Origin of the sequence: Paraburkholderia sp., from assembly GCF_036488505.1 — a bacterium.
GTDB lineage: Bacteria > Pseudomonadota > Gammaproteobacteria > Burkholderiales > Burkholderiaceae > Paraburkholderia.
Genome location: NZ_DASXHN010000051.1, coordinates 14,983 through 30,328, shown reverse-complemented (window position 1 = coordinate 30,328; position 15,346 = coordinate 14,983). Strand labels below are relative to the sequence as shown.

General features: G+C 62.9%; 12 protein-coding genes and 1 pseudogene. 10 read left to right on the top strand and 3 right to left on the bottom strand.

The features are described from left to right. Positions 1–162 precede the first annotated feature (162 nt). Positions 163–304: pseudogene (locus VGH68_RS30040) on the bottom strand (acetamidase); the annotation flags it as partial. An 898-nt stretch (positions 305–1,202) separates the two neighbouring features. On the opposite strand from VGH68_RS30040, the gene VGH68_RS03105 reads away from it, so the two are divergent. The 9 genes from VGH68_RS03105 to VGH68_RS03065 all read left to right on the top strand — a co-directional run bounded on the left by VGH68_RS03105 (position 1,203) and on the right by VGH68_RS03065 (position 11,290). Then, entirely contained in the window at positions 1,203–1,388 is a 186-nt protein-coding gene (locus tag VGH68_RS03105; protein WP_331602037.1) for a hypothetical protein, read from the top strand. Between the two features lie 139 nt (positions 1,389–1,527). Continuing rightward, positions 1,528–2,928, top strand: a complete 1,401-nt coding sequence (locus tag VGH68_RS03100; protein WP_331602036.1) for an MFS transporter — start codon at positions 1,528–1,530, stop codon at positions 2,926–2,928. A gap of 118 nt (positions 2,929–3,046) precedes the next feature. After that, positions 3,047–4,126 carry a porin gene (locus VGH68_RS03095; RefSeq protein WP_331602035.1) on the top strand — a complete coding sequence of 360 codons (1,080 nt, stop codon included), beginning with the start codon at positions 3,047–3,049 and terminating at the stop codon, positions 4,124–4,126. A 717-nt stretch (positions 4,127–4,843) separates the two neighbouring features. Then, complete coding sequence (locus VGH68_RS03090; RefSeq protein ID WP_331602034.1) at positions 4,844–5,935, top strand: porin; 1,092 nt, start codon at positions 4,844–4,846, stop codon at positions 5,933–5,935. 388 nt (positions 5,936–6,323) lie between these two features. Continuing rightward, positions 6,324–7,160, top strand: a complete 837-nt coding sequence (locus VGH68_RS03085) for an alpha/beta hydrolase (RefSeq protein WP_331602033.1) — start codon at positions 6,324–6,326, stop codon at positions 7,158–7,160. A gap of 17 nt (positions 7,161–7,177) precedes the next feature. Beyond that, positions 7,178–8,074, top strand: a complete 897-nt coding sequence (locus VGH68_RS03080; RefSeq protein WP_331602032.1) for a xanthine dehydrogenase family protein subunit M — start codon at positions 7,178–7,180, stop codon at positions 8,072–8,074. Continuing rightward, complete coding sequence (locus VGH68_RS03075; RefSeq protein ID WP_331602031.1) at positions 8,074–10,389, top strand: xanthine dehydrogenase family protein molybdopterin-binding subunit; 2,316 nt, start codon at positions 8,074–8,076, stop codon at positions 10,387–10,389. Before VGH68_RS03080 ends, VGH68_RS03075 begins: the two co-directional genes overlap by 1 nt. Positions 10,390–10,392: 3 nt before the next feature. Beyond that, entirely contained in the window at positions 10,393–10,890 is a 498-nt protein-coding gene (locus VGH68_RS03070; protein ID WP_331602030.1) for a (2Fe-2S)-binding protein, read from the top strand. A 22-nt stretch (positions 10,891–10,912) separates the two neighbouring features. Then, the gene (locus tag VGH68_RS03065; protein ID WP_331602029.1) at positions 10,913–11,290 is read left to right on the top strand and encodes a RidA family protein; all 378 of its coding nucleotides are present in this window, start codon (positions 10,913–10,915) and stop codon (positions 11,288–11,290) included. Between the two features lie 121 nt (positions 11,291–11,411). Here the strand turns inward: VGH68_RS03065 and VGH68_RS03060 are convergent, their stop codons facing one another. Together VGH68_RS03060 and VGH68_RS03055 are read right to left on the bottom strand one after the other, a co-directional pair. After that, positions 11,412–13,040, bottom strand: a complete 1,629-nt coding sequence (locus VGH68_RS03060; protein WP_331602028.1) for a class I adenylate-forming enzyme family protein — start codon at positions 13,038–13,040, stop codon at positions 11,412–11,414. A gap of 4 nt (positions 13,041–13,044) precedes the next feature. Beyond that, positions 13,045–14,010: a LysR substrate-binding domain-containing protein gene (locus VGH68_RS03055; RefSeq protein WP_331602027.1), complete on the bottom strand. Its 966-nt coding sequence runs from the start codon at positions 14,008–14,010 to the stop codon at positions 13,045–13,047. Positions 14,011–14,767: 757 nt separating this feature from the next. Here VGH68_RS03055 and VGH68_RS03050 point away from each other — a divergent pair. Further along, the gene (locus VGH68_RS03050; RefSeq protein ID WP_331602026.1) at positions 14,768–15,205 is read left to right on the top strand and encodes a PaaI family thioesterase; all 438 of its coding nucleotides are present in this window, start codon (positions 14,768–14,770) and stop codon (positions 15,203–15,205) included. Positions 15,206–15,346 lie beyond the last annotated feature (141 nt).

Below are 15,346 nucleotides of genomic sequence, written 5' to 3'. Positions count from 1 at the left end.
GCCCTCCACCATCCAGAACTTCGTTGATAAATCCATCTTCTATAACTCCAGGAACAAAGAAAAGCGTCGTGCGCGTACGGTTTGCGGCAGCGGCATAGCGAATGCGTCACAAAATCAGCCCATGAACAAAGCCTTGCGGATGTTCGCGTGCGCGCCCAGGTTCTCCTCGATCAGATCGCGATAGTGGAAGCCCCATAAGGCGGCAACGTTCGAACCGGAACAACGGGCCACGATAACACGCATTGCAGCTCGGCCTCGGCCGTACGTCGAGAATCCGCAACTCGAGCACGTCGCCGGGCTCAACCTTTTTGCTGAAGTAGCCCAATGAACCGTTTTGGGGCGATACGGCGAGGATAGGGTGCTTCACGTTAGCTCGAACTCGCAAGGTGCCGGGCGATGCTGAAGGGCACGCGCTGTCACGACCCGACTTCGAGCCGGTCGGAGTCCGCTTGCGCGCGGCTCTCCTTCCGGCGGTCATGCCAAGGATGCAGCGGCGCAACAGACGAGCCTGCGCGCGCGGACCGACGACCTCGGGCGGAACTACGACGGCCGTGACAGCGATGCGCGTGTGCTGACGCAGCAGCAGCGCGTTCGCGGCGCGCAAGCGCGTCAGTCAAGCGACGCTCGCCTATGCGTGGGTGCCGCACAAGGGCGTCACCGCGTCGATCGTCGGCGCGACGAAGTTCGCTCACGTCGACGTTGCCGTCGCGGCAATCGACATGAGTCTTGTCAGCCGAGGAAATCGCGGAACTGGATGCATGGTCCGAACCGGATCTTTTCATCGGCGACAACGTCGCATCACACGGGCAGACGCTTCAAACGAAATCCGTTCATGCGTCGCATGAAACTTTTTCATCGTCGCCAAGCCTGCGACGTGCACGCGACTGCGCCTGTATCGGATGAAATTCGTTCATGGCGACCATGAGAAATCACCGTTTGCGACAGGGAGCGTTCTGCCTCAGTGTGCACTCAGCGCCGTACGAGCCCCTTCGTGAGGCGATCACTGACGCGTTGCAACGCGAGAGGTTTTTTATGGAAGTTCTGCCTTGTCGACGCCGGACATATTCGCGTGACGGTGCACCCATCGCGTACAGCGTGCATGGCTAAGCGGAGAACGACCGGCGCGTGGCTCGTGCATTCGCTCGCGATGGAGACCGCGATTTCCAGCGGCCGTCGCGGCCAGCCCAGAGCAACCGGCGCTCGTGATAGCGGTCGCGATCGTCGGTGAAGAAGACCATGCGGCTCGGCCAGAGATGTCGCGCGCGCTGCATGCGGGCATCGACGGTTCAGCGTTGACCGTCATTGTGAGCGTGCGTGATCTGACGCCGCGCGAAGCGCGCTCCGTCCTGATCGCCGAACTCGACAAGCCGCTCGCCGCACGACAGTGATATCGCTGCATTCAAGGCTCGCATACAAGGCATGAATGCGGCACGTAGATGGCGATTCGGGCGGACGGGTCGCGGAGTCTGCAGTCATCGCGCGTGCGGCACGCCGCACCCGGCACTAAAACAAACAAGGAGACAATCGATGCAACATCCCGCAGGCCGTTCCGGTCAACCCCGGCCGGGCACCACTTCGCCCGCAGGGCACCTGACGCCGGGCGGCGCGACGTCGCAGGTCTGGTATCGCTCGCTCAATCGTCACCAGTGGAATGCGCTGTTCGCCTCCAATCTCGGCTGGCTGTTCGACGGCTACGAAACCTACACGCTGATCCTGACGGTCGGCATCGCGCTGCGCCAGCTGCTCGATCCGGCGCTGCACGCGCAGATTCCGTTCTACGCTGGCCTCGTGATCGCGTTGACGCTGCTCGGCTGGGGCGTCGGCGGGCTGGTGGGCGGTGTCCTGACGGATTACATCGGCCGCAAGCGCATGATGATGGTCGCGATCCTCGCCTATTCGTTGACGACGGGCTTGAGCGCGTTCGCGTGGAACTGGGAGTCGTTTGCGGTGCTGCGTTTTATCGTCGGCCTCGCGATGGGCTCCGAGTGGGCTACGGGCACGGCCATGACCGCGGAACTGTGGCCGGACCGTCATCGCGGCAAGGGCGCGGGCCTCATGCAGTGCGGGCTCGGTATGGGCTTCTTCGTTGCATCGCTGGTATGGCTTTTCATGAGCCAGACCGGAGCACACGCATGGCGTTACATGTACGTGCTCGGCGTGCTGCCTGGTCTCGTCACGCTGTGGATGCGCTCGGGTATTCCGGAGTCGGAACAATGGGAACGCGTCAATCACGACCGGCGCACGATTCGCGCGCAAAAGCGTCAGGGCGGCGCGGTGTCCGAGCGTGAAGAAGCGCTGAGCCGCTTCACGCTGGTCGATCTGTTTTCGGTGCCGACATTGCGGCGCCGCACGTTGATCGCGGTGTTTATGTCGTTGACCACAACGCTCGGCTGGTGGGGCATCTCGACTTGGGTGCCGCCGTACATCGGCGCGGTCGCCGCGCATGCGGGACTCGCGCCCGCGCGCTGGGCCAGCTTCGCCGGCATGACCTATAACGTTGGCGCGATTGCGGGCTATATCGGACTGGGTTTTCTCGCCGACGCCTATGGCCGAAAAGTCGTGACGTTCATGTTCTTCGGCATGGCGCTGCTCATGACGCCGGTACTTTTCCTGTGGACCCATGACGTCGCCATGCTGCTCGTGGTCTCCGCCGTCACGGGCTTCTTCAGTCTAGGCCAGTACACCTGGATGCCGACGTGGTTGCCGGAGCTCTACCCGACGCGGATGCGCGGCACCGCGATCGCCTTCTGTTTCAACATTCCGCGGCTATTGGCATGGTCGGGACCGCTCGTCGCGGGCACGTTGATTACGCGCTTCGGCGGCTACGGCCATGCGGCCGTGACGGTCGGCTTTATTTATCTCATCGGTGTGGTGTTCACGCCGTTTTTGCCGGAAACCAACGGCAAGCCTCTGCCGGAGGACGTATAACACGACGCTCGCGTGAGTCTCGTGATCCCATGAATAACACGGGATCACGCGGACTGCGGAAGCAAAGCGGGAATAGCAACTGACAGATAAAACAACAAAACGGAGACGAACGTTCGCAATGAAAAAACTGACTCTGGCGATGCTTGCGGCCAGCATGCTGACAACGGGCGCATACGCGCAAAGCAGTGTCACGCTGTACGGCAGCATCGATGAAGGCATCACGTACAACACCAATAACATGGGACATGGTACGGCCACGCTAGGTCCTGTTGCCGTGCCCGATTTCTACGGCCTGCGCGGCACCGAAGATCTCGGCGATGGACTGAGCGCACTGTTCGCGCTGCAGAACGGCTTCAAATCGAACAGCGGGCAGGGGACGATTGCCGGTGAAATGTTCAGCCATTTCGCGTGGGTCGGCCTGTCGGACAAACGCTTTGGCGCGCTGACGCTCGGCCGCCAGCTCGATCTTGCCGCCGACGCGCTGCGCATCAACTCGAACGGCAGCGTGCAGTACTCGTTCTATCTGTTCCATCCCGCGAATCTCGACAATCTCGGCATTACCGGCGACTCGATCAACAACTCGGTCAAGTACACGACCCCGATGTTCAATGGCTTCACCGCGAGCGGACTATACGGTTTCGCCGATGCGAGCACGCAGCCGGGTCGTGTAGTCAGCGCCGATATCGTGTATTCGCACGGACCGTTGCGCGCGTCGCTCGTTTATAGCAGTTGGCGCAATCACACGATTGCACTCGTGTCGGGGCTCGGCGTGAATCCGTTTCTCGGTCAATCGCTGACGGGCGGTCAAAGCTTTATTGCGCGCACGCAGGATATCTTCGGCCTGTCGGCACTCTACAAGGCGACCTCGCATCTCGACGTGCACGGTGTGCTCACGCAAGTGAACCTCTCAACGCAGACGCAATCGACGAAAATGCGCACGACGGAACTCGGTACGGACTATCACGTGAGCGCGGCGAATACCGTCGCACTGGGTGGTTATCTTTCGTGGCTCGCTGGCACGCGTTACGCGGAGCTTGGAATAGGGGATCTTTACGCGCTGTCGAAGCAGACGGTCGTATATGCGCAGGTCACTTACCAGCACGCCAATGGCGCCGGCAATGCAGCGATGCCGTTGCTGGCGCCGTCGGACAGTCCGAATCAGACGGCGTTCCGGATCGGCTTGCATCACTTCTTCTGACAGATCGCGGACCTGCGGCTATTGCGTTGAAGCGAACGCCGTGGATCGAACTGCTCTGCTAAACAAATCGGCGTGGGTGGGCCATGTCCTTCGCCTGTCATTGATCCGCGGCACCGCTGATGCGCGTGCCGAGCACACTTCGACATGCCGCATGGATGAAATCCGTTCATGGCGAACATGAGAAATCACCGTTTGCGACAGCGGACGGTTTGCCTCAGTCTGCACGCACAGTTCCGCTCCCCCTGCAATCCGACAGGCGAATCCGCATGGCAGGCAGGCTTGCGATGCATACCCCTCGTTTAACCGGATAACCATGGAAGGTTTCCCTTGGTTCGAGACAGATATCGAGGGGCGACTCGGGCTAACAAAGCGATGGCGCGACTCGAGTGAAAAGCGAGTGCTTCGAACCGGGCGAGAAACAGACGCTTGAAAGCGTCGGCCCTGAATGGATCAACAAGGCCTCGGACTGGTTCTTCGCGCAGCGGAAGAAAAGTTCAGAGGACAGTTGAGCACGCGTTGGCAGCGGCCGCATGGCCGCCTCAGCGCAACAGTAAGAGAGTGTCTCGCGTGAGTGCCGACGGATTGCCGCCTGGAAACCGGCAGAAGTCGCACGGCGGTTCAGGCTGGACGCTTATCAACATCGAGGGTGGACGGCGCGGAAAGCTTCCCGTGCGGTACGTCCCGTCATATGAATAGAAAGACATGGATGGAGGAGATATGGACGAAAAAGGAGGCGCGGCTTCGACTCCGCGCCTGAGCACGGTGGCTCGCTCGCTCGCGGCATTGACGCTGGCAGGTCTCGCCGCGAGCCCCGCTTACGCGCAGAGTAACGTCACGTTGTACGGTTCTCTCGACGGCGGATTGCGCAATCTTGTCAACGGCACGAAGGCCGGCGGCGCAGCGCTGACGATGGCGTCGAACGGCGTCTACAACTCGAACCGCTGGGGCTTTCTAGGCAAGGAAGACCTGGGTGGTGGATACTACGTGCGCTTCAATCTCGAAGCGGGCTACGTATTGTCGACAGGCGCGCTCAACAATACGAACAACCAGATCTTCCAGCGCACGTCCGTGGTCGGCATCGGCGGACCATTCGGTCAGATCGACATGGGCCGGCAGTTCACGTTGCAGCACTACGTGGTCAAGGATTTCGAGCCGTTCGACTTCCAGTACCTGAGCATTACCGAATCGACGGCGATCTCGGGCGGCGACACGGGGCGCGACAGCAATGCCATCAACTATCGCGGCATCTTCGGGCCGTGGGTGGTGCGCGGCACGTATGCGCTTGGTGGCGTGCCGGGCAGCGTCGCGAACGGCTCAACGCTGGCAGGCGGCTTGAACTATCGCACCGAGACGTTCAAGCTCGGCGCCGCCTACACGCATCGGTCCAATCCGCTGACGGCTACCTCGAGCCAGTACTTCGGCAGCGATCAATATACGGCGGGCGGCGCGGTGACCGTGGGCCCCGTCGATCTGATGGGCGGCTATTCGCTGGTTCTGCAGGACGTGCCCTCCACCCTGCACAGCCAGACGCGCAACCAGTACCTGTGGGGCGGCGCGCGCTATCAGGTCACGCCGTTCTTCAACGTGACGGCCGCGTACTACGACAACAAGAACAAGACGAACGGCCTCGATGGAAGAAAGGATGTGGCGATTCTCGGCGTCGTCTATCTGTTGTCCAAGCGCACGCAGCTTTATGCGGACGTCGACTACACGCACTTTACCGGTGTGTACGTGACGAATGCGACGCTCAATCCGTCAGGACATTCAAAGCAGACGGGCGTTTCGGCGGGTATCAATCACTGGTTCTAGCCGCTGCTCGAAAACAAAGCCGATTGGAGTGCATCGAGCATTCCAATCGGCTTGCCAGTGTCTGACTGATTCGGATCTTCGACTTTCGATTCAAGCCGGATACGCTGCAACTCCATGCCGCGATGAGAAAGCACGGGGACGCGGATCGCGTGGACATGGACCGGCAGGCTCGGGTTGCAAGATTGAAGGCGAGCCAGGCGGCGGCCAAACGCTGACTGTTCATTCCGCATCTGACAGAAATTCATCGGACGCCGCGCGCAGGCAATGAATACTTTTCATGCACTGCATGAAAGATCGTCGTTTGCCGCGCTGGCGGCTTGCCAGCAATATCCGGCTGCGGGCTCGAAAGACCCGAACTCGAACCGATCCGACAGCTGCGGAGCACGCAATGAATCAACCGATCAGTCCCGATCTCGTTTCGTCCCACGTCACCGTGCGGGACGGCACGCGTATCGGCTACAACCTCTACGGCGGAAAAGAAAACACGGTGCGCGTCGTCCTCGTGCATTCGCTCGCGATGGATCGCCACTTCTGGACGCCCGTCGTCGAGCGGCTGATGCCGCGCGCTTCGGTGCTCGCGATCGATGCGCGCGGCCACGGCGCCTCGGACAAGCCGGCCGGCCCCTACACGGTGCCTCTATTTGCGCGCGACGTGTACGACGTGATGCACGCGCTGGACTTTCGCCATGCGCTGATCGCCGGGGCGTCGATGGGCGGCTGCGTCGCGCTGGAATTCGCGGCGACCTATGCCGACGCGATCGCCGTGGGCCTCATCGACACGACCGCGTGGTATGGCGAAACCGCGCCGCAGGATTGGGACGCGCGCGCCACCCGGGCGGAAGCGGGCGGCCTGCCGCCGCTCGTCGAATTTCAGACGACCCGCTGGTTTAGCGATGCGTTCCGCGCCGCGCGCCCGGACGTCGTGCAGCAGTGCGTCGACACGTTCCTGCGCAACGATATCGCCGCGTTCGCCGCGACGGGCCGCATGCTCGGCTCGTTCGACGGCCGCTCGCTGATGGGCGACGTCAAGGTGCCGGCGTGCGTGATCGTCGGTGAAGAGGACTATGCGGCGACGCCCGCGATGGCGCGCGCGCTGCATGCGGGTATCGCCGGTTCGACCTTCACCGAGATTCCTGCAGCGCGACATTTGACACCGCTCGAAACGCCGGACATCGTCGCGCGCGAACTGCATACGTTGCTCGACCGCGCCGGCTGCGCGCAATAAACAAGGAGTGCCCCTAGATGATTCCGTTTGAGCTCGCGAGGCCTCGCTCGCTCAGTGAAGCGATCGCTTTGCTGGATCCGGAAGATCCGGACATCCGCCCGGTGGGCGGCGGCACGGCGGTGATGTTGATGATGAAGGCGGGCGTGCTGCGCCCGACGCGCCTAGTGAGCCTCGGCGATATCGAGCCGCGCTACGCGCAGCTGCACGTCGGCGAGAACGGCGAATTGCGTATCGGCGGGCTGACCCGGCTCGCGACGCTCGAGCATTCGTCGCTCGTCAAGGAAGGCTGGCCGCTGCTGTCGCGCACCTTGCGCACACTGTCGAACGTGCGCGTGCGCAACGTCGCGACGATCGGCGGCAATCTCGCCCACGCCGATCCGCACATGGACATGCCGCCCGTGCTGAGTTCGCTCGGCGCCAGTGTGACGATTTCGGGCCCAGCCGGCGAGCGCAACGTGCTGGTCGAGGCGTTGTGCACGGGTTACTACGAAACCGTGCTGGCGCGCGACGAACTGATTTCCGAAGTGATCGTGCCGCCGCAGGCGGGACGTCCGTCCGCCTACATGAAGGTGACGACGCGCGCGGCGCACGATTGGCCCGCGCTCGGCGTCGCCGTCGTGCTCGACATGAACGGGCCGCGAATCGGCAATGCGAGCGTGATCGTGGGCGCCGCAACCGATCGTCCGACGCGGCTCACACAAGCTGAGGCGCTGCTGCGCGGCGCGTTGCCCGACGATACGGCGGTGTTGCGCGACGCGGGCGAAGCGGGCGCGGCGCAGCTCGACATCGTCGGCGATTCACACGGCTCGGCGAGCTACAAAAAACAGCTGCTGAGGGTCTATCTGGGCCGCGCAGTACGCACGGCACTTGCCACGGTGAACGGCGGCACGACGCCATTCGAGGGGCACGCATAATGAAAATCGAAACGAAGCTGGAAGAACAGCCTGCACCGAAGCAGGTGGGCCGCGCGTTGAACCGGCTCGAAGCGCGCTCGAAAGTGACGGGGCGCGCGGAGTACATACACAATCTGGTGCTGCCGCGCATGCTGTACGGCAAGATTTTTCGCAGCACCGTCGCGCACGGCAAGATCGTGAGCATCGACACGAGCGCCGCGCGCGAGCTGGAAGGCGTATTCGCCGTCTACACGGGGGAGGACGTCAAGAAGGTGATTCCCGAGCCGTACTACGGCCCCGCGTTTCACGATCAACCGATTCTCGCGCTGGAAAAGGTCCGCTATATCGGCGAGCCGGTAGCCGTCGTGCTTGCTTCCGATCCGCACGTCGCCGAAGAGGCAACGCATCTGATCATGGCCGAGTACGAGGAAATGCCGGCCGTGTTCAACGAGGTCGAGGCCGCGAAGTCGGACGTGCTCGTGCATGAAGTTCTGCGGCCCGCCGGCACGTTTCCCGATCTCAAGCATCTGGCCGGGCGCAAGGGCACCAACGTGGCACTCGATTTCCAGTTGCGCCGCGGCGACGTCGACGCGGCCTTCGCGAGCGCCGCGCAGGTATTCGAGGATACCTTCACGACGCAGCAGGTCATGCATACGCCGCTCGAACCGATGGTGTCGCTGGCGGAGCCCGACCTCGGCATGGGAACGCTGACCGTGCACACGGCGTCGCAAAGTCCGTCGTTCGTGCGGATCGAAATCGCGCGTCTGCTCGGCTGGGAAGAAAACCGCGTGCGTGTCAAATCGGCGCTGCTCGGCGGCGGCTTCGGCGCGAAGCTGTACATCAAGCTCGAAGCGCTCGTCGTCGCGCTCTCGCTGCTGTCGCGGCGTCCGGTCAAGGTGTCGCTGACGATGGAAGAGCAGTTCTTCACGATCACCAAGCACGCGACGACGTTCCGGATGAAAACCGCCATCAACGAGGCTGGCCGCATCACCGCGCGCAAGTGCGAGGTGTGGTGGAACGGCGGCGCGTATGCGGATATCGGCCCGCGCGTCACGCAGAAGTCCGGCTTTACCGCGTCGGGTCCGTACGACATCGAGAACGTATCGATCGATTCGTATCAGGTGTACACGAATCTGCCGCCCGCGGGCGCGTTTCGCGGCTTCGGCATTCCGCAGATGGTCTGGGCGTACGAAAGCCATGCGGACATGATTCCGCGCGCACTCGGCATCGATCCGCTCGAATTTCGCCGCCGCAACATTTTGCGCGAGGGCCGTCCGCACCCGACCGGCACGCCGATGCGCGACGCCGCGATCGACCTCGTGCTCGAACGCGTCGCGCAGCGCATGAACTGGGGCGCGCCTTTCGAGCGCGGCACAGGCACGCTGCGGCGCGGGCGTGGCATCGGTATCGGCTTCAAGGCGCTGGTCGCGCCCACCACGTCGGTCGCGATGGTGAATCTCGCGGGCGACGGCAGTTGCACCGTGTATTCGAGCACGGTCGATATGGGTCAGGCCTCAGAAACCGCGATCGCGCTGATGGCCGGCGACGTGCTGGGCATTCCCGCCGAACGCATCAAGGTCATGCGTCCCGATACGGACGTCACGCCCTACGACATGGCGACGCTCGGCTCGCGCTCGACGTTCCATATGGGCCACGCGGTGCGTCTGGCCGCCGAGGATGCGAAGCGCAAGCTCGCCGAACTCGCGGAGGAACTGGGCGTGCCGGCCGTGCCCGCGATTCGCGCCGGCGAACTGCTGCGCCGCAAGTACGGCATGCAGGCCGGCAATATCGTCGGTATCGGCAGCTTTATTCCGAGCTACCAGTCGCCCGCCTATGAGACGGGCCAGTCGGAAAACATCACGCCGAACTGGATGGTGGGCGGCTGCGGCGTCGAAGTCGAGGTCGATACGGAGACGGGCCAGTTTCGCGTGCTGCGGTTCGAGAACGTCGTCGATTGCGGCACGCCGATCAATCCGAAGGTCGTCGACACGCAGATTTCGGGCGCGGCCATCATGCAGCTCGGCATCTCGCTGTTCGAGCGCCTGGAGTTCGACGAAGTCGGGCAGCTGCGCAACGCGTCGTTCGCCGAGTACAAGATTCCCGGCATCCACGACATTCCGTCGAAGATCGGCCGCGAAACCGTCGAGTCCGTGCAGACCAACGGCCCGTTCGGTGCAAAGGGCGTCGGTGAGAGCGCCACGTTCGGCGTGGCGTCCGCGATTGCCGAAGCGATCGAGGATGCCGTCGGCGTTCGGCTGAAGTCTTTGCCGTTGACGCCCGAGAGCGTCTACCGCGCGCTGTGCGCCGCGCGCAACGAACCGCTATCCGAGGAATAACTTATGAGTGCCACCTCCATCACGATTCATTTCACGCTCAATGGCGAACGCGTGAGCGCGCAGATCGAGCCGCATCAAACGATTCTCGAAGTGTTGCGTCAGAACTTTTCGCTTTACGGTGCGCGCGAAAGCTGCGGACAGGGACTGTGCGGCTGCTGCACGGTGATCGTCAACGGCCAGAGCGTGTCGGGCTGTCTGTTTCTGGCGGCGATGGCCGACGGCGGCGAGGTCAGCACGGTCGAAGGTCTCGACGCGAACGGCGAGCTCGACGTCGTGCAGCAGGCGTTTATCGAATGCGGCGCGTTTCAGTGCGGTTTTTGCACGTCCGGCTTCATTCTGATGAGCCGCCAGTTGCTCGATCGCAATCCGGACCCGACCGAAGCGGAGATCAAACATTTCCTCGCGGGCAATCTGTGCCGTTGCGGCGCGTATCCCGAGATTATCGAAGCGGTGAAGCTCGCCGCGCAAATGCGCAAGTCCGCCGCGGCTGTAGCCGCCTAAACGTTTTGACAGGTCACGATCGATGAACTTCATTTTCACCGGCAACGCACCGGCTCCGGGCGGTCACTATTCGCAGGCCGTGCACGCCGGCGGCTTTACGTTCGTGTCGGGCATGCTGCCCGGGCCGGGTGTCGCCACCGACGGTCCCGACAACTTCGAGCGCCAGGTGCGCGCCACGCTCGCGCACTGCGAAAACGTGCTGAAGGCAGCAGGCTGTGCATTGAGCGACGTGGTGCAGTGCACGGCCTATATCGTCGATGTAAAGAACTGGCCGGAATTCAACCTGATCTATGCGGACCATTTCGGCGATCACAAACCCGCGCGCGCGGTCGTGCCGGTGCCTGAGCTGCATCACGGTTTTCTGGTCGAGTTGCAGATGGTGGCTCACCGGGACGTGTAAATATGCAATGCCCGGGCGCGCGAGCCCGAGCGCACCTGGTATCGCGGGAATCGCGGCTTTTACCGGAGCAGACGATGGACAGCATCGGCAAGTTGCGCCGCCTACCCGCGCTTACCCGCGACTACTCGCACTCAGGCTCGGACAGATCGGGTCGCGAGTTGACGATCTGCCACCACTGCTGACGCAGCGCATCGCGCAGCACCTTGCCGCGCGCGCTACGCGGCAGCGCTGCGACCACATAGACTTCCTTCGGCATTTTCTCGCGCGGCAGATGCGTGCGGCAATGCGCGCGCAACGCCTGTCTATCAGGGGCCGTGCCTGGCTGCGCGACGACGAAGCACACGGTTTCCTGCCCGTACAACGGGTCCGGCACGCCGAGCGCCGCGACGTCCTGCACCTGCGGATGCGCGCGCAGCACGTCTTCAATTTCCTGCGGCGCGATCTTCACACCGCCGCGAATGACAAGGTCGTCCATGCGCGCTGCCATGCGTACGAAACCGTCCGTGTCGCGCGCGGCAATGTCGCGTGTGAACAGCGGCTTGCCCCGAATGGGCAGCAGCGTGCCGGCGCGTTGCAACACGCCCAGCGCGAGCTTCGCTCCGTCGACGACCACCTGGCCTTCCGCATCGGGGCCGCACGGCACGCCTTCGGAATCGACGATGTCGAAGACGACATGCGCGGCTGGATAGCCCACTGTGCCGATCCTGCGCCGCTGCAGACGGTTGCCGCACATCCAGCCGGCTTCCGACGATCCATACAGATTCAGGATGCGGATGCCGTACAGCTTTTCGAAGCGTCGCCATTGAACGGGAGATAGCGGCGCCGTGCTGCAGGTCATCGCGCGCAACGAGGCGAACGTGTCGGCGGGCACATCGAGCGGCGCCTCGATCAGCATGTTCAGCACGGTCGGCACGCCGGCGCACACGGTGACGCGCTGGGCTTGAATCCAGTCGCTAAAGCGGCTGCGCGAGAACCGTCGCGCGACGCACAGGGTCGAGCCAAGCTGCAGGAACGGGATGAAGCTCAGTATCTGCGCCGAGTACCAGTCGAACGAACGGTATTCGAGCATGCGGTCCTCGCGCGTGAGACCGAGCAGGTCGATGCTGTCGAGCCCGTTGAGCCAGTAGCACGCGTGATCGTAGACGATGATCTTCGGAATGCCGGTCGTGCCAGACGTGCAGCACATCGACGCGATATCGCCGATGTCGGAGATCGTCGCGGCGTCCGGTAGCGGCGGCGTGTCGCGCAAAGCATCGCGTGTGTCCGCATCGACGCTGATCAGATCGGCGGCCGCGTTGGCGGTCACGCGATGCGCCGGCGCGGTCCACGAAGCAAATCGCACCACGGGCGCGTGCGCGTGCAGCGCGGCCCTGACCGATGCCTCGGCAGACAGCACGATCAGCTTCGGCTGGACCGTGCCGAGCAGTTTGCGCACCGTTTCGCTGCCCACGAAGGGTATGTCGAGCGGACACACGATGGCGCCGATACGCCACGCGCCGAGCCACAGCAGCAGCTTGTCCGGCGCATCGCAGTCGGCGAGCACGACGCGCTCGCCCTTCGTCAGACCGTGTCGCAGCAGTTGGCGCGCAATCGTGTCGACTGCTTGCGCGAGCTGTTCGAACGTCATGCTGGTCTCGCGATCGACGTCGACGATCGCGGGCTTGTCGGGTGTCTCCCGCCGGTGCTGTTCGAGCAGAGCCGAGGCGGTGCGCCAGCTCGGGTCGGCTACCGGGTGACGGGCGCTCGACATGAACTCAGCAAAGGGCCGGCACCGACGGTGCCGGCGCGTGGCGCGCCAGGCCGCCGTTGTCGTGAGCGCCGTTTTCGCCGAGACGCGCAAGCGCCCATTCGCGAAACAGCTCGACTTTTTTCGTGCGCGCCTTGTCGTTCGGCGACGAAATGAAATACGCGGAACTGGACGGCACGCGCATCTCGAACGGCGCGACGAGCTTGCCGCTCGCGAGATCGCCGTTCACGAGCGGCGTGCGGCCGATCGCGATGCCGACACCGTTGACGGCCGCGGCGAGCGACGTCAATTGCAGGTGAAATACCGATTCACTGGCGAATTCGACGGGCTCGCGCACCGCTGCTTCGAGCCATGCGGGCCAATCGTCCTGGTACATCGAATAGAAGTAGGTACGAATCTGGCGCATGCGCGCAAGGCCCTCTGCGACGGAGCCGAACTTGCCTGCTTCTTCCAGCACGGCCGGCGCGCACACGGGGAAGAACTCCTCGCCATGCAGTCGGTCCGAGCGCGCCGACGCCCAGCGTCCTGAACCGTAGCGGATCGCCACGTCGTAGCTGTTGCGGTCGAACTCGTTGAACGTCGAACTGGTCGCGACGTGTACCGTGATTTCAGGGTGAGCGTTCTGGAATTCGGGCAGCGCGGGAATCAGGCACTTCACCGCGTAAGTGGGCAGGCACGTGACCGTCAGCACCGTGCTCGGCTTTTTCTTGCGCGCATGCGCGGTTGCGATCGACAGCAGATTGATCGCCTCATGCACGGACTCGAGATACTCGCGCGCGGCCGGCGTCAGCGTCAGCACATTGCGGCGCCGCACGAACAGTTTGACTTCGAGCCGTTCTTCGAGCGTTTTGATCTGATGACTGATGGCGGTTTGAGTCAGTTCGAGTTCCTGTGCCGCGCGGGTGAAGCTCAGGTGCCGCGAAGCTGCCTCGAACGCAAGCAAGCTCTGCAGAGAGGGTATGTAAGGTCTCATCTAGATGTCAGCGCAATGCAAGGTCATCAGGTAACGGATTGTAGCGGGTTTCGTCGACGAATTTCCGATGCTCCGCACGTTCATGTGAAGTCCGCGGCGGCCCGGGCAGATAGCCGCGCGGATGCTTGGATGATCGGCTCCTCAAGGGCCGCACGGAAATGAAACTTTCTCATGTCCAGCATGAGAAAAGTTAGTTTGCGTGGGGCGAAAGCGCTCATGCACTCTTGGTGTGGTCGAACTCGGTGCAATGAAGCGAAGCGTCCCGTGTCGACGCCGATGAATCAATTATTGCAAACCCGGAACATCCAATGTCCAACAGCAGGGTAAAGGTCAGTACGCCACTCGTCGAAATCCAGGGCGACGAGATGGCGCGGATCATGTGGGAGTGGGTGCGTGATCGACTGATCCTGCCGTTCGTCGACGTCGAGCAATCCGCTAGCGACGATCGTCGCATGGACCCGTGCTCTCGCGCAACGCGGCCGCTTCGACGGCACGCCCGAGGTCGGGCGGTTCGCTGCGCTGCTCGAGCGCACGTGCATTGAACTGGTCGAAGCCGGCACGATGACGCGCGACCTCGCGCGTCTGATCGGCCCTCGGCAATCTTATGTGAGCGCGGAAGAATTCGTCGCACAGGCCGCCGAAGCGATGCGCGCTAGCGCCGGTTGAATGCGCTCGCGGCGGTGAGGCGTTGCAATGAGCTGCGGCGTGCGACGCAAGTACGGCCTGTACGCCGCTCGCGAAAGGGGAGAAAAAAACGATGAACATCGATGTGCTGGAAAATCCGTTTCTCGCGGGCCTCGGTATGACGCGCACCGGTTGGCACGAAGGCTACGCGGAATTCCGGCTGAATCTGCAGCTTGGATTGCTGAACCGCCAGCGTGTACTGCAAGGCGGCGTGGTGGCCACGCTGCTCGATGCCGCGTGCGGATACGCTGGCCTGTATAGCGCCGATCCGCAACGGCCGATACACGGCGTGACGTTATCGTTGACGCTAAACTTTCTCGACAAGGGGGTCGGCGAGACCGTGATCGGCAAGGGCTTTCTCGAACGCAAAGGGCGCTCCATTTTTTTTGCGCGCGGCGAAGCGTGGATCGACTCTAAAACGCTGATTGCAACCGCGCAGGGCACTTTCAAATATGCGGGAGGCTACGGCCGGCGCGAGCCGTCGGGACCGGCCGGCGGCGAATTTGTCTGAAGCGGATTGAGATCGGACCGAAGCGGTATTGACCAGGTTTAAAGCCGCCTCGAAGTGGCGGTGAAGAAGCTTAAAACGGCTTCAAAGCTGCGTCAAAACGGAGGAGACGGTGCATCGCATGAATCGTTCTCATCCCTGATA

Coding starts and splice junctions, on each gene's coding strand:
- VGH68_RS03100 (WP_331602036.1), top strand. CDS start 1,528: ATGCAACATCCCGCAGGCCGTTCCGGTCAACCCCGGCCGGGCACCACT.
- VGH68_RS03095 (WP_331602035.1), top strand. CDS start 3,047: ATGAAAAAACTGACTCTGGCGATGCTTGCGGCCAGCATGCTGACAACG.
- VGH68_RS03090 (WP_331602034.1), top strand. CDS start 4,844: ATGGACGAAAAAGGAGGCGCGGCTTCGACTCCGCGCCTGAGCACGGTG.
- VGH68_RS03085 (WP_331602033.1), top strand. CDS start 6,324: ATGAATCAACCGATCAGTCCCGATCTCGTTTCGTCCCACGTCACCGTG.
- VGH68_RS03080 (WP_331602032.1), top strand. CDS start 7,178: ATGATTCCGTTTGAGCTCGCGAGGCCTCGCTCGCTCAGTGAAGCGATC.
- VGH68_RS03075 (WP_331602031.1), top strand. CDS start 8,074: ATGAAAATCGAAACGAAGCTGGAAGAACAGCCTGCACCGAAGCAGGTG.
- VGH68_RS03070 (WP_331602030.1), top strand. CDS start 10,393: ATGAGTGCCACCTCCATCACGATTCATTTCACGCTCAATGGCGAACGC.
- VGH68_RS03065 (WP_331602029.1), top strand. CDS start 10,913: ATGAACTTCATTTTCACCGGCAACGCACCGGCTCCGGGCGGTCACTAT.
- VGH68_RS03060 (WP_331602028.1), bottom strand. CDS start 13,040: ATGTCGAGCGCCCGTCACCCGGTAGCCGACCCGAGCTGGCGCACCGCC.
- VGH68_RS03055 (WP_331602027.1), bottom strand. CDS start 14,010: ATGAGACCTTACATACCCTCTCTGCAGAGCTTGCTTGCGTTCGAGGCA.
- VGH68_RS03050 (WP_331602026.1), top strand. CDS start 14,768: ATGAACATCGATGTGCTGGAAAATCCGTTTCTCGCGGGCCTCGGTATG.